General features: G+C 39.0%; 19 protein-coding genes and 1 other annotated feature. Of the genes, 2 read left to right on the top strand and 17 right to left on the bottom strand.

Translation table 11 applies throughout. From position 1 onward, the window contains the following. Positions 1–171: 171 nt before the first annotated feature. From dhaK to hprK, 8 genes are all read right to left on the bottom strand, one after another. Positions 172–1170: a dihydroxyacetone kinase subunit DhaK gene (gene dhaK, locus OSO01_RS09450; protein WP_147210197.1), complete on the bottom strand. Its 999-nt coding sequence runs from the start codon at positions 1168–1170 to the stop codon at positions 172–174. Positions 1171–1319: 149 nt separating this feature from the next. Continuing rightward, the gene (glpK, locus tag OSO01_RS09445; protein WP_147210196.1) at positions 1320–2819 is read right to left on the bottom strand and encodes a glycerol kinase GlpK; all 1500 of its coding nucleotides are present in this window, start codon (positions 2817–2819) and stop codon (positions 1320–1322) included. Positions 2820–3307: 488 nt separating this feature from the next. Then, positions 3308–3856: a glycerol-3-phosphate responsive antiterminator gene (locus tag OSO01_RS09440; RefSeq protein ID WP_147210195.1), complete on the bottom strand. Its 549-nt coding sequence runs from the start codon at positions 3854–3856 to the stop codon at positions 3308–3310. Positions 3857–3871: 15 nt separating this feature from the next. After that, positions 3872–4393, bottom strand: a complete 522-nt coding sequence (locus OSO01_RS09435) for an acyltransferase (RefSeq protein WP_147210194.1) — start codon at positions 4391–4393, stop codon at positions 3872–3874. A 2-nt stretch (positions 4394–4395) separates the two neighbouring features. Further along, a complete protein-coding gene (gene ppaX, locus OSO01_RS09430) occupies positions 4396–5031 on the bottom strand; it encodes a pyrophosphatase PpaX (RefSeq protein WP_147210193.1) in 636 nt (211 codons plus the stop codon). Continuing rightward, entirely contained in the window at positions 5006–5953 is a 948-nt protein-coding gene (locus OSO01_RS09425; protein ID WP_147210192.1) for a nucleoside recognition domain-containing protein, read from the bottom strand. The genes ppaX and OSO01_RS09425 overlap by 26 nt, the downstream gene beginning before the upstream one ends. 255 nt (positions 5954–6208) lie before the next feature. Next, on the bottom strand, positions 6209–7078 hold the full coding sequence (gene lgt / locus OSO01_RS09420) for a prolipoprotein diacylglyceryl transferase (protein ID WP_147210191.1): 870 nt from the start codon (positions 7076–7078) through the stop codon (positions 6209–6211). A gap of 14 nt (positions 7079–7092) precedes the next feature. After that, a complete protein-coding gene (gene hprK / locus OSO01_RS09415) occupies positions 7093–8031 on the bottom strand; it encodes an HPr(Ser) kinase/phosphatase (protein WP_077601956.1) in 939 nt (312 codons plus the stop codon). A gap of 303 nt (positions 8032–8334) precedes the next feature. After that, positions 8335–8587, top strand: a binding site (T-box leader). 68 nt (positions 8588–8655) lie between these two features. Between hprK and argS the strand changes: the two genes are divergently transcribed. Continuing rightward, on the top strand, positions 8656–10344 hold the full coding sequence (argS, locus tag OSO01_RS09410; RefSeq protein ID WP_147210190.1) for an arginine--tRNA ligase: 1689 nt from the start codon (positions 8656–8658) through the stop codon (positions 10342–10344). 194 nt (positions 10345–10538) lie between these two features. After that, on the top strand, positions 10539–11312 hold the full coding sequence (locus tag OSO01_RS09405) for a MerR family transcriptional regulator (protein WP_147210189.1): 774 nt from the start codon (positions 10539–10541) through the stop codon (positions 11310–11312). An 83-nt stretch (positions 11313–11395) separates the two neighbouring features. Here the strand turns inward: OSO01_RS09405 and OSO01_RS09400 are convergent, their stop codons facing one another. From OSO01_RS09400 to uvrB, 9 genes are all read right to left on the bottom strand, one after another. Next, a complete protein-coding gene (locus OSO01_RS09400; protein WP_147210188.1) occupies positions 11396–11884 on the bottom strand; it encodes a MepB family protein in 489 nt (162 codons plus the stop codon). A gap of 88 nt (positions 11885–11972) precedes the next feature. Continuing rightward, on the bottom strand, positions 11973–12488 hold the full coding sequence (locus OSO01_RS09395) for a GyrI-like domain-containing protein (RefSeq protein WP_147210187.1): 516 nt from the start codon (positions 12486–12488) through the stop codon (positions 11973–11975). An 81-nt stretch (positions 12489–12569) separates the two neighbouring features. Further along, positions 12570–13505, bottom strand: coding sequence for a helix-turn-helix transcriptional regulator (locus tag OSO01_RS09390; RefSeq protein ID WP_147210186.1), 936 nt, complete (start codon positions 13503–13505; stop codon positions 12570–12572). 87 nt (positions 13506–13592) lie between these two features. Beyond that, positions 13593–13946, bottom strand: coding sequence for a phage holin family protein (locus tag OSO01_RS09385; RefSeq protein WP_077601948.1), 354 nt, complete (start codon positions 13944–13946; stop codon positions 13593–13595). Next, complete coding sequence (locus tag OSO01_RS09380) at positions 13946–14137, bottom strand: PspC domain-containing protein (protein ID WP_147210185.1); 192 nt, start codon at positions 14135–14137, stop codon at positions 13946–13948. Before OSO01_RS09380 ends, OSO01_RS09385 begins: the two co-directional genes overlap by 1 nt. Positions 14138–14273: 136 nt before the next feature. Beyond that, a complete protein-coding gene (bshB2, locus tag OSO01_RS09375) occupies positions 14274–14957 on the bottom strand; it encodes a bacillithiol biosynthesis deacetylase BshB2 (RefSeq protein WP_147210184.1) in 684 nt (227 codons plus the stop codon). A gap of 52 nt (positions 14958–15009) precedes the next feature. Next, positions 15010–15360, bottom strand: coding sequence for a YojF family protein (locus tag OSO01_RS09370; RefSeq protein ID WP_147210183.1), 351 nt, complete (start codon positions 15358–15360; stop codon positions 15010–15012). A 269-nt stretch (positions 15361–15629) separates the two neighbouring features. Further along, entirely contained in the window at positions 15630–18503 is a 2874-nt protein-coding gene (gene uvrA, locus OSO01_RS09365) for an excinuclease ABC subunit UvrA (RefSeq protein WP_147210182.1), read from the bottom strand. 7 nt (positions 18504–18510) lie between these two features. Further along, positions 18511–20493, bottom strand: a complete 1983-nt coding sequence (gene uvrB / locus OSO01_RS09360; RefSeq protein ID WP_147210181.1) for an excinuclease ABC subunit UvrB — start codon at positions 20491–20493, stop codon at positions 18511–18513. Positions 20494–20845 lie beyond the last annotated feature (352 nt).

Genomic DNA, 20845 nt, shown 5'->3' with positions numbered 1-20845 from the left:
ATGCTTTAAGTGCGCGTTCAAAAAGTCCGATAAATAGGACCAAGAAGTTCAAGGCGACGAGCTTTTTACGAACAGACTTCCACAGGATGCGGTGGCTTCTACGTTGCCCACACGACGTGGGCGTTTTTAGTAGAAGACCCTCTTTTCGCTGCGTCATCTTTATTGGACTTTTTAAATATCCTCTTTAAAAGCGATAGCTTCACTCGGCTCTGCTAACAGCTGCTTTAATTCTTCATCAACCTTTAATAGTGTGATAGAAAATCCCGCCATTTCAAGAGATGTCATATATTCGCCAACATATGTCTGATGAACAGAAATTTGTTTTTCCTTCAGCATGTCATTGACATGACCATTTACAATAAATAGCTCCATTTCTGGTGTAGAACCCATGCCATTAATCATAACAGCTACTTCGTCACCAGCTGCCAGACCAGCATCTTCAATAATATTGCTTGTTAGTTCATCCGCTATTTCTTTTGCAGAAGCAATCTTTTTCCGTTCCGTTCCTGCTTCTCCATGAATGCCAATCCCTATCTCCATTTCATCTTCATCTAAATGAAAGCTTGGCTTTCCAGCATCAGGAACTGTGCATGATGTTAGAGCCATTCCCATAGAACGCACCTGCTCGATTGTCTTTTCTGCAGCAGCTTTCACTTCGTCTAACGAAGCTCCCTGCTCCGCTTTTGCTCCAGCTGCTTTATGGACAAATACAGTGCCGGCAATCCCGCGGCGGCCAATGGTAAAATCACTGTCCTTCACAGCAATATCATCATTTACAATTACCTGCTCAACGCGAATTCCTTCTGCCTCAGCTAATTCGCCAGCCATTTCAAAGTTTAGAACGTCTCCTGTATAGTTTTTTACAATGAGCAGGACACCCTTACCTTGATCAACTGCTTTAATAGCTTCAAAAATCTGATCTGGTGTCGGAGAGGTAAATACTTCTCCAACAACAGCTGCATCTAACATCCCTTTGCCGACATAGCCTGCATGGGCTGGTTCATGTCCGCTTCCACCGCCGCTGACCAGGCCGACCTTCCCTTGAGACAGCTCCTTGCGACGAATAACGTTTGTGTTTTCTACCTGTACCCACTGTCCATCGTTTGCAAGAGTCATTCCTTTTACCATGTCTTGAATTACATTACTTGGATTATTGATTATTTTTTTCATTTCTACCCCTCCAGATTTTTAATGAAATGAATCAATCCCAGTATCTATGTTAAAAATTCAAATTGATTCCTAAATTATCTTCAGCCTCTTACCAATATACAGCTTTCCAAAACATCTTAATCTATATTACTTCTATAAATAACCAGGTACTATTCTGTTTTAAAGGCACGTGTTGCTTTGACAGCTTTTTCCCAGCCTTTGTATAGGCGGTCACTCTCTGTTTTATCCATTTTCGGTTCAAATGTTTTTTCATTTAACCACTGTGCTGCTACCTCTTCCTGATCCTTCCAGTACCCGACAGCTATCCCTGCTAAATAAGCTGATCCTAATGCTGTTATCTCCTGGATCTCCGGGCGTTCTACAGGCACTTCTAAAATATCACTCTGGAATTGCATTAATAAATCATTTTTTACTGCGCCCCCGTCAACACGGAGCGTTTTTAAATCAATACCTGCATCAACAGACATTGCCTGCATCACATCCTTTGTCTGATAAGCCAGAGATTCTAACGTAGCGCGAATAAAATGCTCTTTCTTCGTTCCTCTTGTCAAACCAAAGACCGCACCACGGGCGTCGCTATCCCAATAGGGAGTACCTAACCCGACAAAGGCAGGAACCATATATACACCTTCTGTTGTATCCACTTCAGATGCAAATACTTCGCTCTCCTGGCTGGATTCAATCATCTGTAATCCATCACGCAGCCATTGGACAGCAGAACCCGCAACAAATATACTTCCTTCCAGTGCATAATTTACTTTTCCATCCAGGCCCCACGCAATGGTTGTTAACAATCCTTGTTTAGATGCTACTGGCTCTTCTCCCGTGTTCATTAATAAGAAGCAGCCTGTCCCATATGTGTTTTTTGCCATTCCTTTTTCAAAGCATGCCTGACCAAATAAAGCAGCCTGCTGGTCTCCAGCAATTCCGGCAATCGGTATTTCTTCACCAAAGAAATGATACGATACTGTTTTTGTATAGATTTCAGATGATGGCCGTACCTCTGGAAGCATCGACTGTGGTACACCAAGAATTTCTAAAAGCTCCTCATCCCACTTTAGATCATAAATATTGAACATTAAGGTACGGGAAGCATTCGAATAGTCGGTTACATGAGTCGTCCCGCCTGAAAATTTATAGATTAACCATGTATCAATTGTTCCAAATAAAAGGTCTCCTGCTTCCGCCTTCTCCCTCGCGCCTTCTACATTCTCTAAAATCCATTTTACCTTTGTTCCTGAGAAGTATGGATCAATTAAAAGACCCGTTTTGCTGCGAATTGTTTCTTCATAGCCCTGTTGTTTTAAATTACGGCAAATATCTTCTGTTTGACGAGATTGCCAAACGATTGCTTTATAGATTGGTCTTCCCGTTTGCTTATCCCATACAACTGCTGTTTCACGCTGATTTGTAATCCCAATCCCCGCAACCTGATTTGCTTCTATATTTGTGTTATTTAATACTTCTGCAATGCAGCCAAGTACAGAGGTCCAAATTTCATTCGGGTCATGCTCTACCCAGCCCGGTTTAGGGAAATGCTGTTCAAATTCTTTTTGAGCTGTGGCAACAATCTCCCCTCCTTTATTAAATAAAATAGCCCGGGAGCTTGTTGTCCCCTGGTCAATTGACAATATATATTGTTCTTTCATACCCTATTCCTCCATTGTGCTTTTTTAAACATATAAGGATATTCCACAAGGCTTATCCTTTATTTCTACAACCAAATAATCATACCATGTCAGAATAAGTTTAGAAAAAGATAAAACCTGTGACTTTTACACCAAGGAGGAAAATGATAAGTAGAAAAAGCCCGCAAACAAATAGCACCATTCTTATCCTGGTACACATTTGCGCGGGCTCCTTCTCTCCATCACGATTAGTTTAAGTATAGAATAAAACAAATTGCAAGCGTTGTCAATTCATTGAATCAGCAGGATTTCTTGTTTTTGAATCAATAACAGTGGTGGAAAGAAAAGAAAATTCCGATCTGAAATTATATGAATAAGGCTGGACACAAAAATCGAACAAAGCCGATTAACACTTTTATATATAATCAAAGTTGTTCCATTTTTTCTTTATTCTAATTTCATACCTCAACATAGAAAAAACAGCACCGATACAGGTGCTGTTTTTTCTATTATGAAAGATTCCAAAGCTTGCGGCTTGATGTAGATACGGCTACCGCTCCAGCATTCAGTGCCTGAGTAACATGATTTTCCTCTTTAATTAACCCACCGGCAATAACAGGAATATCGGTTTCTCCGGTAATCTCTTCAATTACTTCCGGCACCAGACCCGGCAAAATTTCCACGTAATCCGGCTCAAATCGATGGATAAGCTTTATACTCTGCTCTAATGCAGCACTGTCTAATATAAAGACACGTTGAATGGCCAGCAATTTATGCTTTTTTGCAGCTGCAACCACATTTCCGCGTGTCGTTAATATACCATCAGGTTTTATTTCCCGATGCAGGAATTCCATCCCGTATTCATCTGCTTTCAGCCCCTGAATTAAGTCAAAATGGATAAATACCTTTTTATTTGCACGGTGACTGTAATCAATCATACTTTTCAGCTGGACTAATCTTGATTCTAAAATAATAATGTATTCATGATTACTTTCCAACACCTTCTCAAAATCCTTCATGCGCCTTACAGCAGGCAGTATACCAGCAGGTAATTGCATCAGAGCTCCCTCCTTTCAATCATTATCCGGCAGCTTACGCGATTCCATTTCTTCCTTCGTATAAATAATCCGCATCGGATTTCCCCCGGCAAAAGCTCCAGCGGGAACATCTTTATGTACCAGTGTCGCAGCAGAAATAATCGCTCCATCGCCGATATGCACTCCCGGTAATATCGTCGAGTTGGCGCCTATCATCACCTCATTACCGATATGCACCTCACCCAAACGATATTCTGTTATTAAATATTCATGCGCTAAAATCGTTGTATTATAACCAATAATACTGTTATTTCCAACTTTAATTTTTTCCGGGAACATGGAATCAGGCATTGCCATTAAAGCAAATGATGTACGGTCGCCTACCTTCATGCGCAAAAAATGCCGATACATCCAATTTTTCATTCTTAAAAAAGGAGTATAACGAGCAATCTGAATCACAATAAAATTTTTTACTATTTTAAAAAAAGACACCGTACTGTACATCTGCCATAAAGAATTTGCTTTATGATGGACTTTATACCTTTCAGTTCTCCGCATGACTATTCACCTGCCACTGTTAATAAATCCCTCATTGTATCCAAATAATATGTTGGATGATAGCTTTTTAAAAAGTCTTCTGTTTTCTCAGACCAGCTTACCGCCGCCGTTTGTGTACCAGCACGCTGTCCTGAAACAATATCATGAAAATTATCTCCTACCATTAAGGTTGTTTCAGGATCCGCATTCACCAGCTTCATTGCTTTTTCTACCGGTTCTGGATCAGGTTTTTTAAGTGTCACATCATCATAAGTAATAATAACAGAGAAGAAATCTGTCAGTCTGGTTAAATCCAATCCCATCATAACTGTTTTTTTAATTTTCGTACTTACAATTCCCAATGTAATACCTTTATCATACAGCTGCTTGATTGTTTCATAAACATATGGAAAAGCTTCTACATAACGGTCATGCTCTCTCATATTATACTCCCGGTATGCGGCTGTCATTCGTTCAGACAGCTCCGGGTTTATTTCATAAAAGGTTTCATTTAATGGCGGGCCATTAAGATGTTTTATTTCTTCCGGGGTAAACTGCATATTAAATTTTTCAAATGTATGTTCAAATGAAGCACGTATAAGCTCATTTGTATTTAATAACGTTCCGTCTAAATCAAACAGAATGGTACGAATGCTCATGTTGCACTTTCCTTTCTTCCTTCTTCCAAAAATAAGCAATAACCATCGTCAAAATAATCGCTACAGATAATCGGATAATTAATAATGGCCAAACTGGAATTCCAAGCGGAATAAAGACAAGCGTGTCCTCCACAACAGCATGGCAGGATACAAGAAATATTAATGCTAAATACATATCCTTCTTCGGCACATTATCTTCTTTTACAGCCTGCATCATGAGCCCGGCACCAAAGGCAAGTCCGATAGTAAGACCGGCAACCATTGTCATGGAAGCACGCTTATCTATTCCCAGCAGCTTCATAAATGGAGCTAATTTATTTGACATGGCAGTCATCCAGCCAAGCTCCCGCATAATTTGCATGATAATCATTAACGGGATAACGATACAGGCTAATTGAACAATAGCTATAGCAGCCGCTTGAGCACCATGAAGCCCAATTTCCCACCAATTATTCAGGACCACTTCATTGCTGGAAATAAAACCGTATTGAGCAAGCTCTGAGCCGCCAGACCAGAATAAATTAATCAAAAGTCCGGATATCACAGCAAGTCCAACCCGGATTCCAACGATAATCCACCACCTTACTCCTACACTTGTTGCCACAGCAGATTCAATAAATAGATTATGGGAAAAAGACAGCATAACTGCCATAATAAATACTTCCTTGACGGTAAAATCAAAAGAAATAATCGCTGCAATCCCTGCGTATAAATTTAATCCATTCCCTAAAACAAGCGGAACAGCAGCTTCCCCTGATAAACCAAATAACCCCATAAGTGGGGAGATGATATTCATAAACCAAGGGAAAACAGGTGTAAACTGCAATATCGTTATAATTAATGTAATCGGAAAAATAACTTTCCCAAGCTTTAATGTAGTCTTTAATCCCTGAATTAACCCCCTGTAAAGCGTTCCTTTCATTTTCTTACCTCATTTCAGCTTAACACGTTTGCTTCATCACGGCATGAGTGCCCGTAATTCATCCTGATTTATATGGTAAAATCAGTTTTTTCGTTGGATGAAAACGGGCTCTTCATCTCCTGATTGGTTCAGGCCAACACGATGTTGGTCACACAAGCGTTTCCCCAAATGTTTTTGATGGGGCGAGTAATCGCAGTGTTAGCTTGTATTCCTTATTCTTAGCGGGAAAAACCACCCGATAAATCAAGTTTCACTTTATTTCCTTTTCTTCTTTTTCTTTTTTCTTTTATTCGGATACTTTTTTGTCATTGGTGTGTCAAGATAACGCTCGTCTGTTGTCATGAGCCTGTATAGCATGAGAATAATTCCGGCTGTGATTGTTAAGATAGATACAACCTGTGCCGTCCTCAGATCACCAATAATATATAAACTGTCTGTCCGAAGCCCTTCTATGAAAAAACGGCCGATGGAATACGTGACAGCATACATTAAGAATACCATTCCGCGTTTTGGATTTATTCTACGGAAAAGTAACAGGCCAAAAAATATCAGGAAATTCCAGGCAGATTCATATAAAAATGTCGGATGATACATCACACCATCAATGACCATCTGGTTCATAATAAAGTCCGGCAAATACTGATGAAAGCTTTCATACGCAGCCTCAGAAATTGGACCGCCATGCGCTTCCTGATTCACGAAATTCCCCCAGCGCCCAATTGCCTGTCCCAATATTAAACTGGGTGCAACGACATCAGCCAGACGCCAAAATGATATTTTCTTTACTTTTGCAAAAACAATAGCTGTAATCACACCGCCAATTACAGCCCCATGAATAGCGATTCCGCCCTCCCAGGTGGCAAACATTTTCCATAAAGGACCATTGGCATATTGGTCAAATTCAAAGATTACGTAATAAATTCTTGCGGAGATAATCGCAATTGGTACAGCAAAAATAATGAAATCCATAATGGTCTCTTTGCCCAATCCAACTCTTTCCGCTTCTCTCGTAGCTAAATAAACTGCTAATACAGCTCCAACAGCAATAATGATTCCATACCAATAAATTGTTAATGGACCAATTTCTAAAAATACACGATCAATAGGAGCACTTGTCCCAATCATCTATATCCTACCTCCTATTGTGATTCTAAATCACCTTGTTCAATCATTTTTGTTAAACGATCTGAAAACTCTTCTGCCGTATTCACACCCATCCGTTTCAACCGGAAATTCATAGCAGCTACTTCAATAATAACAGCCAGGTTTCTTCCCGGTCTGACAGGTATTGTTGCTTTTGGCAGATGGACATCCATAATCTTCATCGTATCTTCATCTAATCCTAAACGGTCATACTGTTTTTTATTATCCCAATTTTCCAATTGAATAACCATCGAAATCCGTTTTTGGCTGCGGATCGAGCTTGCGCCAAATAATGTCATTACATTAATAATACCCAGGCCCCTTATTTCCAGTAAATGTTCAATAAGTGCAGGTGCATTGCCAATCAGACTCTCATAATCCTCTTGCCGGATTTCCACATTATCATCTGCTACAAGACGATGCCCTCTTTTAACTAATTCCAGTGCTGTTTCACTTTTACCAACACCACTTTGTCCGATAATTAAGACACCGACGCCGTAAATATCTATTAACACACCATGCACCGCCGTAAATGGTGCAAATTTAGATTCTAAGTAATTGGTTAAACGACTCAATACCCGCGTCGTTGTCCGCGGTGATTGTATGATTGGTACGCCAGAATGCTTCGATGCTTCAAAAAATTCTTCTGGTACATCCATGCCACGGGAAATGATAATTCCCGGAGTTACATCCGTACATAGATTTTCAGCACGCTGCTTTCTTTCTGCAGCATTCAGTCCCAAAAAGTAAGCTAATTCTGTCTTACCAATTAATTGTAGACGCTCCCTTGGATAATAGTCAAAAAAGCCCGTCATTTCCAATCCTGGGCGTGAAATATCACTTGTTATAATTTCACGGTGAACTCCTTCTTCTCCTGCTACTAACTGTAAATTAAACCGATCTAGTAAATCCTTTGTACAGACGGTTGATACCATTTTGAAGCTCCTCTCTTCAACAAAGCTAACTGATATACATTTTAGCATAATCCGTACAAAAAACGTAGAGGAGAAGTCTCTTACTTAATGTACTTCATTAAAAACTATGATTGACAAGGTTTATGCAATTTTGACATTCGAAAGTCCGCTCATTATAATATTACTTCTTTGCAGACTTTTTCAAACTCCATATAAACTGTTTTCAAGTAACCAACAATTGTTTGAGTTCTTCCGATACTTCTCCAAATATTTATGAATGAGTACTTGTTATTTTGGAAAATCTCTGTATAATATAGCATTAATATATTACCGTTGATGAAGAGAGTAGTTATATATCATGTACAGCAGCGAGTCAGGAGATGGTGGAAGCCTGACAGTACAGAATATAATGAAACGCACTTCAGAGGTGCTGTCTGAACAATCAGTAGGATATGCCGGGTTATTCCGTTAAAAATAATATAAGAAGGTTCTTATTTATTTCTGATTAAAGTCTAAAGCTTTATTAGTTATATATAGGAGCAATTAGGGTGGTACCGCGAATAAACTCGTCTCTATGTTACATCATGGAGACGGGTTTTTTTATGTTTTTAAATTTCACGTTTAATCGTATTGGAGGAGTAGATCATGAATTACCGTCAGCAATTTGCGGAAGAAATTTATACCCATTTACAAGGGTTATCGGAAGTGGATGAAATTCATTCATTGATAGAGGAACCAAAATATAATACTCATGGCGATTTAGCGTTCCCTTGCTTTACCTTAGCAAAAAAACTAAAAAAAGCTCCGCAGCAAATAGCCAAAGAGTTATCTACAAAAATAGATGCACCTTTTTTAGAAAAGACAGTGGCAGAAGGACCTTATTTAAATGGTTTTTTAAACAAACAAGTCGTCAGTAAACAAGTAATTCGGCGTATTAATACTGAGAAAGAAGACTACGGTTCGTCTTCAGCCGGTGCTGGAAAGATAGTTACTTTAGATTTCTCATCACCAAACATCGCCAAACCTTTCTCCATGGGCCATTTACGTTCTACTGTTATTGGCAATGCACTTGCTAATATCTCAGAAAAATATGGCTATAAAGCCATTCGAATAAATCATCTTGGTGACTGGGGAACACAATTTGGCAAGCTTATTACTGCTTATAAAAAATGGGGTTTAGAAGAAAAAGTACGAGAGAACCCAATTAAAGAGCTCTTTTATCTATATGTGATGTTTCACGAACAAGCGGAAAAACATCCCCACTTAGAGGATAAAGCCCGTTTTTGGTTTAAACAATTAGAATCTGGGAATGAAGAAGCAAATCAGCTGTGGAAATGGTTCAGAGAAGAATCACTGAAGGAATTTGCGAAAATTTATGAACTGCTGGATATTGCATTTGACTCCTATGATGGCGAAGCATTTTATAATGATAAAATGGACAAGGTTGTCCAAGAATTAAAAAACAAAGATCTCCTGTCTCTTTCAGATGGAGCTGAGGTAGTTGAATTAGCAGCTGAGAATATGCCGCCATGCTTAATCAAAAAGAAAGATGGCGCTACATTATATGCAACCCGGGATTTAGCAGCAGCTATTTACCGGAGCAGGGCCTATCATTTTGAAAAATCCTTCTATATCGTCGGACAGGAGCAGCGCCTTCATTTCGAACAGTTATTCCTTGTGCTCCAGAAAATGGGCTATGACTGGGCAGCTTCATTAAAGCATGTTCCATTCGGTTTTATTTTAAAAGATGGAAAGAAAATGTCGACCAGAAAAGGAAAAGTTGTGCTGCTGGAGGATGTTATCAAAGAAGCCATTGATCTGGCTTACAAAAATATTAAAACTAAAAATCCGGAACTGGAAAATAAAGAAGAAGTAGCAAAAATGGTCGGTGTCGGAGCAATTATTTTTCATGATTTAAAGAATGAACGCCAAAATAATATTGAATTCAATCTGGTTGAGATGCTGAAATTTGAAGGTTCTACAGGGCTTTATGTGCAATATACACACGCCCGTTCCTGCTCTATTCTTCGGAAAGCTTCTGCTGAAAATAACCTTTCTGTCAGCGGGCTCACCGATTCATACAGCTGGACCGTCATCAAAATACTAATGGATTTTCCAAATGTAATCGAAAAAAGCTTTCAGCAGGCTGAACCATCAGTTATCGCAAAATATGTTTTGAAATTAAGCCAGGATTTTAATAAATATTATGGTCAGGTCAAAATATTAGCTGATGATGCAGAGCAAAGCAGCAGACTGGCATTGGTGAAATCTGTTGCGATTGTATTGAAGGAAGGGTTGAAATTGCTTGGTATTAAAGCTCCTGAGAAGCTTTAAGTAAACAGACCGGCTATTTATTGCTGATTACATTTCTTATTTGCTTTGAAAGTGCTTTTTGCAGTGGAGAGAGAAATACAATTTTTATTCAGGAAAAATTAAAAACATAAAGATATTTCTATTTACCTGTAAAAAACCATTGCATTTCACGTAACGGAAAGCTTTATACTTAGATATAAAGGAGCTGATATGAAATGTATACCATCGGAGAATTTGGAGCAAAAACCGGATTTTCAACACGAACACTGCGTTTCTATGAAGAACTTGGGATTCTTTATCCAAGCAAAAGAAATGAAAACGGTCATCGTTTATACAGCTTGGAAGAACTCGCCACCTTACAACGTATCCAGTCATTAAAATTTATTGGATATTCACTTCAGGAAATCAAAGAAATGCTGGATAAAGAAGAAATCACTTTAGAAAATTTTGCAGACTCCCTCCCTGTTCAAAGAAAGGTGCTGGTGCATAAGCGCGAGGAATTAAACAGGGCCATCGCAGCTATTGATCATGTACAAGAGCTTTTAGATGATGACTTTTCATTAGATTGGACGGTGCTCGCCTCGCTGCTCCACGGGATGGAATTTGAAGAGGAGCAAAAGGCATGGATGAAGGAGCATTTTCCCGATGATTTTGCATCGCTTTTTACGGATATACCAAAGAAAGAGCGTGAAAAATTAGATAGAGCATGGCTTTCTATTCTGGCTGAAGTAAAAAGGCTGATGCGGGAAAACGTTCCTCCGCATGCGCAAGAAGCGCAACAGGTATTTTTAAATATTAATGATTTATTTATAAAAATCGTCCCTGAGGATGTTATTGTAGAAAATATCGATAAATGGGAAGAACAATTGGAATCTGCAGAAGCGGATGATTTTGTAGCTCCGACTTTCTGGTCAAAAGAGCAAGAAGCTTATATGGAGGAAATAGCTAAAGCGATGGAACAGCAGTATAAGGAGAATGGAGAAAAATAATGGAATGAAAAAAGTCCGAAGCCTCCCCTATAAAATAGGGAGCTTTTCCGGACTTCTTCATTCGATTTTCTTATGTGTACTTTTTAAGAGAAATATAATTCTGTAAGTCTTTTCATATCTATTTCATTTGAAACATCTATAAAATATGGTGCCTGCCATGCTTGTGTTTTTTTAGCTGAGTTATTTAATGACCTTTCCCATGAAGGGTATACTCTTATTGCCATTTTCCCTTTGTTATCATTAGTTCTCAATATTCCTTTCTCTAAAAGCAGAGATTTTGGAAAAATAAACTGACCTTTCACATCCTTATCTATGATTGAAAACACTATTTTATCCGGACTCTCACTATATGCAAAAGCCTGATTGCAATGATTTACATCTTTTTCCCAGAAAACAACAAAATACCCATCTTTCTTTGGTGTTCGTTTAGCTAAGCGGCTCCTATATTTATTTTCATTAATATTAAAAGTAGTTCCTTCATATTCCATATTTTGCGGCTCTTTTAATATATTTGTGAGCTCACCATTTATGTCAAATAGTAATTCTTTGATCAGGTTTATCGATTTTAGCATTTTCTCTTTCCTTTATAAGTCATCTAATATTAATCATGGTACCGGGTACATTGTATTACATCAAAGTGGAAGAGTAGAGAATTTCTGCTTATTCAATCGCAATATATATTTCTACCTGCCCATTTGCCGGATCAATATCCCCGGCATAGTACTCAAAATCACCAGTAAATGTGCGTATGTTTTCAGGCAGCTGCTGCCATTCCCAAATAGCAGCCCAAGCTTGCGGAACCTTTTCCGCTATTGGACCTTTTTCTGTTACAAATACAGCGTATGTCGCTTCCGGCAATGTATAAGTTTGAATCCCTTCTACGTTTTGAACCACAGAATCTTCCATTATTTGCACGCTTAACATAATTTCATAAGTCCCTTTTTCTTCTTGCTGATAATGAAAATAACAACCGTAATATCCCGCTTCACGAATGTTCACATCCAATTTTTCTCCAATATTATCTGTGAAAAAGCGTTCAAATAATGATCCTATCTTCCCGTTTCCAGATTGCTCTGCCTCATTAGTAGTTATCATACTGACTCCGGCTAATGTAAAAGCTGGCCGCTTCTCCATGCGTAACGGTTTAATATTTACAGCTGATTTATCCTGTTTCATAGCTTATCAAACTCCTTTTTCTTATGATAATAGTTAGTATAAAACAGGAAACCTGACAGCTGTCTGTCCAGTTTGTTCAACTTATTTATATATTTTTGTAATTTGCATTACACGCTCTGCGATAATCTCCCGCAAATGGACTGGCTCCAACACCTCCACCTGAGGACCGAAGCTGAGTATAAAGCTGTATAACCATTCATCCTCTGGGTAAGCTTTCTTCACCAGCCATGTCTCATCTTCCGTCGGAATAAGCTCCTCTGCATCAAACCAATCTTCCGCTAAATGATGAGCTTCTTTCTGGAAACGTAAAACTACCTCATTATTATCGGAGATAGAGGATTGTTTTCCTTTTATATCCTTTTGTTCTGGTAAAGGGCGGCGGGTAAAACTTAACTCAGCATCCACAGACAAATTTTTTATTCTTCGTAATTTAAATAAACGGAACTGCTCTCTTTCTATGCAGTATGCTTGTACATACCATTGTCTTCCTTTGAGAATTAATGTATGCGGCTCCGCCGTTCGCTGCGTAATCTTCCCCTGTGCATCTGAATATGTAAATGCAATGAATAGACAGTTATCTATTGCCTTTTCAATACGCTCCAGTTTTTCTTGGAGCCGTGCACTGTTATCCCAAGGTGAATAATCAATGAGAACACGGCTTGTTTTACTTTGAAAAGCCTTGGCATCAACAGGATGTACAACACTATTCATTTTTTCCATCAATTGCTGGTGCTGTGCTTTTTCATAAGAAGTAGATATACTGCGCAGTGCCGTGACAATTGCTGCTAATTCATCATTGGTGAGCAGATTACGATCCAGCCGGTAACCTTCCGCAAGTCCGATACCGCCGTAAACTCCCTGGTAAGTTATAATGGGTATGCCAGCTGCATTAATCGTATCAATATCCCTGTAAATCGTCCGCACAGATACTTCAAATCGTTCCGCTAAATCTTTTGCCTGCAGCATGCGGTAATTTATCAATAATATAATAATGGATAATAGTCTCTCTAATTTCATTACGTTCTCTCCTCTTTGACAACAGTGGGCTCGTCTATTAAATTTTGCTCATAAGAAAAAGATCAGGCGATAACCTGACCTTTCCTTTTACCTTATGTCACGGACAACACTGTTTAAAATCATTGAAATCAATGAAATCACAATCGACGCGATAAACGCCGTACCAAACCCGTCAATGACAAAGGAAGGTCCAATAAGCGCCTGCGTAATCATCAATATAATCGCATTGACAACAATTAAAAACAATCCAAATGTAATCACCGTAATCGGCAATGTCAAAATAACCAAAATCGGTTTCACAAACATATTCAGGATGGCTAAAATAACACTCGCTAACAGTGCCGTACCGAAACCGTCCAGCTGAAAAGAATCAAAGATCTGGGCAACTGCTATCAGCGCCACAGCATTTAATACTAATGAAATAATCCCCCGAAGCAACATTAATACACGTCTCCCTTAGGCATAATAAATGCGGCAATTACATAAACAATCGCTAATGTGGAAAAACTCGGGATAAGCAGAATTAAGAAAATGATCCGGAGCAGTGTCGCATCCACATTTAAATACTCACCTAATCCTCCAAGCACACCGGCAAGCATTTTATTTGTTTCCGAACGATATAATCTTTTCATGGAAGTACCTCCTCAGGTAACTGTTTTGTCATCTATTTAATAATGGATATGTGTCATTCTATCTTTTCATACGAAAATAGAAATGAAAAAGTTTCATTTCTATTTTCCCGCTTCCTATTCTTTTTAAACAAAACAATTATTTAGAGCTGTTCTTTTCAAAATCCCAAAGATAAAAACGTTCCATTGCCTGATTTTCAATCAGTTCGTTTTTCACTTCTTCATCTAACTCATCCAATTGCTTATACCACCCGAACATGCCAGCTACCTGAGAGTCATGTGATAATATTGTTTGCAGTTTTTTATCAAAAGTATCACGGACATCATTTATTACATCTGGGCTTCCTAAATCTTCTTCATGACCATTGGAAAAAGCTTGCGCCCATACTTTTGGTCTTTCTACAGGGTTCATATCTTCTACTGCCTGAATAGCGGCAGCTCCTAAGGCATTATGATCCGGATGCACTGCATAACCGGGGTAATGTGTGATCACAAGAGATGGTTTTATTTCTTCTAAATAACCTCTTATATGATCTGCCACTTCTTGTTTATCTTCAAATTCAATCGTTTTATCACGGTATCCGAGCATTTTCAATTCCATATCTAACGTTTCACATGCACGTTTTAACTCTTTTTTGCGAATTTCAGGCAACGACTCCCTATTAGCAAATGTCGGGTTCCCCATATTTCTCCCCATTTGCCCCAACGTTCCACATAAATATGTCACCGGCACACCTTCTTTGCGGAACTGTGCGACAGATCCAGACGCGCCAAAAGCTTCATCGTCCGGGTGCGGAAAAATAACTACAACATGTTTCTCCATTTTATTCACCTATCTTTCTAGAATCAAGCTATATCACTCATTTTTATTTTTATCATTTAAAAGGCGTTTCACTGACTTCTAAAGCTACCATTAATCGCCCTTCCCTATCATGACCAGCCAATAGTAATTGGTTTCCCTCATAAATGGTCCAATCGGTTAATCCTTCTGCGTAAATCCAGCCAAGCTCCATTTTTAAACCAACACGATAGGAATTTCCTTCTCCTATAATCTTTGCCTGCTTGTATGTTACTTTTGAATTACGTATATATGCACCAACCGTATATGCATTGGCGTCTAAATGATTTGCATATGCCCCATTCGTTGTTTCTAAATGGACATATACTTCCTTATTCAAATAACTGTCCAGTGCCTGCTGGACTTTCTCTAGTTCTATCGGTTTCATGTTTCAACCTCCAATTCTATTCTTTTACTCTATCGAAATGAAGACCAAGCGTCAATTAGATAGCTTACCCAAATAAAAACTTTCTTTTCAGGAACAGAAATATTGTTCTGAAAATACATTTACATTGCATTCGTCATCTATTTAACCTTTATTATAACAAAGTATTCTGATTGGATTAAAAATGTATGATGAAGTAGTCCATTATTACGCAATAAAATAAGATCCATCTGAAGAGCAAAATCATACTCTAAAGATGGACCAGTTTTTCTCTATTTACTGCTGACCTTCTCTTTCACCATTTCATTCATACGTGCTTTATCTCTTTCCAACACCGGTCCAAGGTACTTCCCTGTATAAGAAATATCTGCCTGCTCTGCGATTTTTTCCGGCGTTCCCTTAGCAATAATCTGGCCGCCGCGGTCTCCGCCTTCCGGACCTAAATCAATGATATGATCCGCACTTTTAATCACATCTAAATTGTGTTCGATAATTAAGACAGAATCCCCATTATCTACCAGCCTTTGCAAGACATCCAACAAACGGCGTATATCAGCAGAATGAAGTCCTGTTGTCGGCTCATCCAAAATGTAAAACGTCTTTCCGTTGGAGCGTTTATGCAATTCACTTGCTAATTTAACACGCTGAGCTTCTCCGCCGGATAAGGTTGTTGCCGGCTGACCCAGTTTAATATATCCTAATCCGACATCATAAATAGTCTGCAGCTTCCGTTTAATTTTTGGAATTGCGGCGAAGAACTCTAATGCTTCCTCAATACGCATATCCAATACCTCTGATATATTTTTGCCTTTGTACTTCACTTCCAGTGTTTCCCGGTTATAACGTGCTCCTTCACAAACCTCACAAGGGACATAGACATCTGGCAGGAAGTGCATTTCAATCTTGATAATTCCATCTCCGCGGCAGGCTTCACAGCGTCCGCCTTTGACATTAAAGCTGAAGCGGCCTTTTTTATAACCTCTTACCTTGGCTTCATTTGTTTGTGCAAACACATCACGAATATCGTCAAATACACCTGTATACGTAGCTGGATTGGAACGTGGTGTTCTTCCGATTGGAGACTGGTCAATATCAATAACTTTTTCGATATGCTCGATTCCTTTTATGCTCCGGTACTTCCCGGGCTTCACTTTTCCTTTATATAATTCTTTTGCTAAAGATTTGTAGATAATCTCATTAACCAGTGTACTTTTCCCGGAACCCGAAACACCCGTAACGACTGTCATCAACCCGATTGGAATTTCAGCCGATACATTTTTCAAATTATTCTCGGATGCACCGGTAACTTTTATTTTACGTTTATCAGCTTTCTTCCGTTTTGACGGCACAGGGATAAATTCTTTTCCGGATAAATAACGGCCAGTTAATGAATTCTCATCAGCCATGACGTTTTCTGGAGTACCGCTGGCAACAATTTCACCACCATGCTCGCCGGCCCCCGGCCCAATATCAATCAGCCAGTCTGCCGCAAGCATCGTATCCTCATCATGCTCGACAACAATCAGCGTATTGTCTAAATCACGCATCTGTTTAAGCGTTTCAATAAGACGGTCATTATCACGCTGGTGCAGTCCTATGGAAGGCTCATCAAGTACATAAAGAACACCTGTCAATGCAGAGCCGATCTGGGTAGCAAGGCGGATCCGCTGGGCCTCCCCGCCAGAAAGTGTTCCTGCTGCACGTGACAACGTTAAATAGTCTAAGCCGACATTATTTAAAAATGAAAGACGATTATCAATTTCTTTCAAAATTAAACGGGCAATCTGACGGTCTTTATCACTCAATTCAAGCTGTTTGAAAAAGTCCATAGATTCCAGGATAGAGAAATCTGTTATCTGACTGATATGCTTCCCGTCAATTAATACAGCAAGCGCTTCTTTATTCAGACGATGTCCCTTACATGTTGGACAATTTTTCTGTGCCATGTATTTCTCTAATGTTTCACGGATAAAATCAGAGGAAGTTTCTTTGTATCTGCGTTCAACATTCTTTAAAACACCTTCAAAAGCAACATCCTTGGTACGCCCGCTTCCAAAATCATTCTCATAATGAAAATGAATTTTTTCTTTTCCGCTTCCATATAAAATTTTATCCATTTGTTCCTCGGGAATATTCTTTACAGGAACATCCATCGGAATATTATAATGATCACAGACACTCTTTAAAAGCTGCGGATAATATTGGGAACTGATAGGCTCCCAAGGTGCAATAGCATGTTCATTTAGTGTTTTATCCCAATCCGGAATAACTAATTCAACATCCACCTCAAGTTTTGTTCCTAATCCATCACAGCTTGGGCATGCACCAAAAGGACTGTTAAAGGAGAATAAGCGCGGTTCTAATTTACCGATAGAAAAACCGCAGATTGGGCAGGCATGGTTTTCACTGAACATGAGCTCCTCATCGCCAATGACATCAACAATCGCATTACCTTCTCCTAATTTAAGCGCCGCTTCCAGGGAATCACTTAAGCGGGTTTCTATTCCCTCTTTAATAACAACCCGGTCAATAACAACTTCAATAGAGTGCTTTTTATTTTTCTCCAGGTTAATATCGTCCGTTACCTCCATCATGTCTCCATCAATCCGGACACGCACGTACCCTTGTTTTTTCAGGTCTTCTAATACTTTAACGTGTTCTCCTTTTCTTCCTGAAATCACCGGAGCTAAAATCTGCATTTTCGTTCTTTCCGGATATTCCAATACTCTATCAACCATCTGCTGCACTGTCTGTGAGCTGATTTCAATACCATGCTTCGGACAGGTCGGTTTCCCTACGCGTGCATAAAGTAAACGTAAATAATCATAAATCTCTGTAACCGTTCCAACAGTTGATCTTGGATTTTTACTGGTTGTTTTCTGATCAATAGAGATTGCTGGAGATAATCCTTCAATCACATCAACATCTGGTTTATCCATCTGTCCTAAAAACTGTCTTGCATATGCAGACAGAGATTCTACATATCGGCGCTGTCCCTCTGCATATATCGTATCAAAGGCGAGGGATGATTTCCCGGAACCAGAAAGCCCTGTAAGAACAACTAATTTATTTTTGGGGATATCGACATCTATATTTTTTAAGTTATGCGCTCTGGCACCTTGGATTTTTATAGACTTGCTTGGCATAAAAAATTCATCCTTCCGCTTTTAGCTCCAAGAGAACATCTCTTAATTCTGCTGCTTTCTCGAAGTCTAGATTTTTGGCTGCCTGTTTCATTTCTTTTTCCATATTTTCGATAACCTTCTGCTTTTCTTTCTTCGTCATCTTCTTCACTTGTTTTGTTTCAGAATCATATGCTTCCGGTGCTTCCGCAGCAACTGTTGCCTGAATAACATCACGGACTTCCTTACGAATAGTTTGTGGAGTGATACCATGCTTTTCATTATATTCCTGTTGTACAGTACGACGGCGATCTGTTTCATCAATCGCTTTTTGCATGGAATCCGTAATTTTATCAGCATACATAATAACTTTACCATTTTCATTTCTTGCGGCACGTCCCATAGTCTGGATTAAGGAACGCTCTGAACGGAGGAAGCCTTCTTTATCAGCATCCAGGATTGAAACCAGAGATACTTCTGGTATATCCAGTCCTTCCCGCAGGAGGTTAATCCCGACAAGGACATCATATTTTCCAACACGCAAATCACGAATAACTTCGATCCGCTCCAAAGTTTTAATTTCAGAATGCAGATAAGCAACCTTCATCCCTATTTCTTTTAAGTAATCTGTCAAGTCCTCTGACATCTTCTTCGTTAAGGTCGTGATTAATACACGTTCATTTTTCTTTGTCCGTTTGTTAATTTCACCAATTAAATCATCAATCTGTCCATCAATAGGCCGAACTTCCACCACTGGGTCCAATAAACCTGTCGGACGGATAATCTGTTCTGTCATTTCTGGTGAATGCTCTAATTCATATGGACCTGGCGTTGCGGAAACATAAACAAGCTGATTGGTTTTTTCTTCAAATTCTTCAAAGCGCAACGGACGATTATCCATTGCTGAAGGCAACCTGAATCCATGATCAACCAAAACCTGTTTCCGCGCCTGGTCTCCGTTATACATACCACGAATCTGCGGCAATGTCACATGGGATTCATCAATAATCACTAAAAAGTCCTCTGGAAAGAAATCCAGCAATGTATACGGTGTGGCTCCTGCCTCACGTAATGTTAAAGGACGTGAATAGTTTTCAATTCCGGAACAAAATCCCATTTCCCGCATCATTTCTAAATCGTAATTCGTGCGCTGTTCCAGACGTTGGGCTTCCAGCAGTTTTCCTGCATCATTTAATTCCTTCAGCCGTTCTTCTAATTCTTTCTCAATATTTTTAATGGCAATTTTCATTTTTTCTTCACGGGTAACAAAGTGGGATGCCGGGAAAATAGCGACATGCTCACGGTCACCGATAATCTCACCGGTTAATGCATCAACTTCCCGAATCCGATCAATCTCATCTCCAAAAAATTCCACCCGGATACAATGCTCCTCGTGAGAAGCAGGAATAATTTCTACCGAATCTCCACGCACACGAAATGTACCACGCTGAAAATTAATATCATTTCTTGCATATTGAATATCTACTAATTCGCGCAGGAGCTGATCTCTTTCTTTTTCCATGCCAAGCCTTAAAGAAAGTACCTGACTTTTATATTCTTCCGGGTTACCTAAGCCATAGATACACGATACACTTGCTACAATCAATACATCATTTCTTTCAAATAGTGCTGATGTAGCAGAGTGACGCAATTTATCAATTTCATCATTTATACTTGCGTCCTTTTCAATAAAAGTATCCGTAGAAGGCACATAAGCTTCCGGCTGATAATAATCATAATAGCTTACAAAATACTCTACAGCATTGTTTGGAAAAAACTCCTTAAACTCGCTGTAAAGCTGTCCTGCCAATGTCTTATTATGTGCAATAACAAGTGTCGGCCGGTTAATTTCTTTTACGACATTGGACATGGTAAATGTCTTTCCCGTCCCGGTGGCACCAAGTAAGGTCTGATGATGCTGCCCGGCAAGTATTTTTTCTACAATTTCTTTAATTGCCGCCGGCTGATCTCCCGCCGGCTCATAAGCAGAAACTAATTCAAAATGCTCCTTCATCCTATTTCCTCCGTTCCTTACAATAGCTATTATCTATTATATCCTTTTCTTAAAAAACGAACAAGTATTCGACTTGTTTTTTAAGAAATTATATATCTTTTTTAGTATTTATAAATTAATGCAGGTCATTAGTAATACTGGAATACCGCAGTATCGTTTCCAATGGTCTTAAATTAATCACTCCATCATAGTCCGAGCTTTTTATATAATAACGCTATTTGATTTATCATCTGTAGAATTTAATCAGGAATTAAAAAAATCGATTTAATAGCCTCTATTTTCATTATAGCCTTTCTGTCAATCTTTCAATCCTGATTTACATTTTATAATGAAATAAGAATGCCTGAACCCG

This window comes from Oceanobacillus sojae (genome assembly GCF_007991515.1).
In the GTDB taxonomy this organism is placed as follows: domain Bacteria; phylum Bacillota; class Bacilli; order Bacillales; family Amphibacillaceae; genus Oceanobacillus; species Oceanobacillus sojae.
This window is presented reverse-complemented; position numbering and strand designations above follow the sequence as displayed.

Excerpts from the sequence above, each read along its gene's own strand:
- dhaK (WP_147210197.1), bottom strand. The coding sequence starts at position 1,170 with ATGAAAAAAATAATCAATAATCCAAGTAATGTAATTCAAGACATGGTA.
- OSO01_RS09390 (WP_147210186.1), bottom strand. The coding sequence starts at position 13,505 with ATGAAATTAGAGAGACTATTATCCATTATTATATTATTGATAAATTAC.
- OSO01_RS09435 (WP_147210194.1), bottom strand. The coding sequence starts at position 4,393 with ATGCGGAGAACTGAAAGGTATAAAGTCCATCATAAAGCAAATTCTTTA.
- ppaX (WP_147210193.1), bottom strand. The coding sequence starts at position 5,031 with ATGAGCATTCGTACCATTCTGTTTGATTTAGACGGAACGTTATTAAAT.
- OSO01_RS09370 (WP_147210183.1), bottom strand. The coding sequence starts at position 15,360 with ATGAAACCGATAGAACTAGAGAAAGTCCAGCAGGCACTGGACAGTTAT.
- OSO01_RS09385 (WP_077601948.1), bottom strand. The coding sequence starts at position 13,946 with ATGTTGCTTCGGGGGATTATTTCATTAGTATTAAATGCTGTGGCGCTG.
- OSO01_RS09380 (WP_147210185.1), bottom strand. The coding sequence starts at position 14,137 with ATGAAAAGATTATATCGTTCGGAAACAAATAAAATGCTTGCCGGTGTG.
- uvrA (WP_147210182.1), bottom strand. The coding sequence starts at position 18,503 with ATGCCAAGCAAGTCTATAAAAATCCAAGGTGCCAGAGCGCATAACTTA.
- hprK (WP_077601956.1), bottom strand. The coding sequence starts at position 8,031 with ATGGTATCAACCGTCTGTACAAAGGATTTACTAGATCGGTTTAATTTA.
- lgt (WP_147210191.1), bottom strand. The coding sequence starts at position 7,078 with ATGATTGGGACAAGTGCTCCTATTGATCGTGTATTTTTAGAAATTGGT.
- OSO01_RS09400 (WP_147210188.1), bottom strand. The coding sequence starts at position 11,884 with ATGCTAAAATCGATAAACCTGATCAAAGAATTACTATTTGACATAAAT.
- OSO01_RS09395 (WP_147210187.1), bottom strand. The coding sequence starts at position 12,488 with ATGAAACAGGATAAATCAGCTGTAAATATTAAACCGTTACGCATGGAG.
- OSO01_RS09405 (WP_147210189.1), top strand. The coding sequence starts at position 10,539 with ATGTATACCATCGGAGAATTTGGAGCAAAAACCGGATTTTCAACACGA.
- bshB2 (WP_147210184.1), bottom strand. The coding sequence starts at position 14,957 with ATGGAGAAACATGTTGTAGTTATTTTTCCGCACCCGGACGATGAAGCT.
- uvrB (WP_147210181.1), bottom strand. The coding sequence starts at position 20,493 with ATGAAGGAGCATTTTGAATTAGTTTCTGCTTATGAGCCGGCGGGAGAT.
- glpK (WP_147210196.1), bottom strand. The coding sequence starts at position 2,819 with ATGAAAGAACAATATATATTGTCAATTGACCAGGGGACAACAAGCTCC.
- OSO01_RS09440 (WP_147210195.1), bottom strand. The coding sequence starts at position 3,856 with ATGCAATTACCTGCTGGTATACTGCCTGCTGTAAGGCGCATGAAGGAT.
- OSO01_RS09425 (WP_147210192.1), bottom strand. The coding sequence starts at position 5,953 with ATGAAAGGAACGCTTTACAGGGGGTTAATTCAGGGATTAAAGACTACA.
- argS (WP_147210190.1), top strand. The coding sequence starts at position 8,656 with ATGAATTACCGTCAGCAATTTGCGGAAGAAATTTATACCCATTTACAA.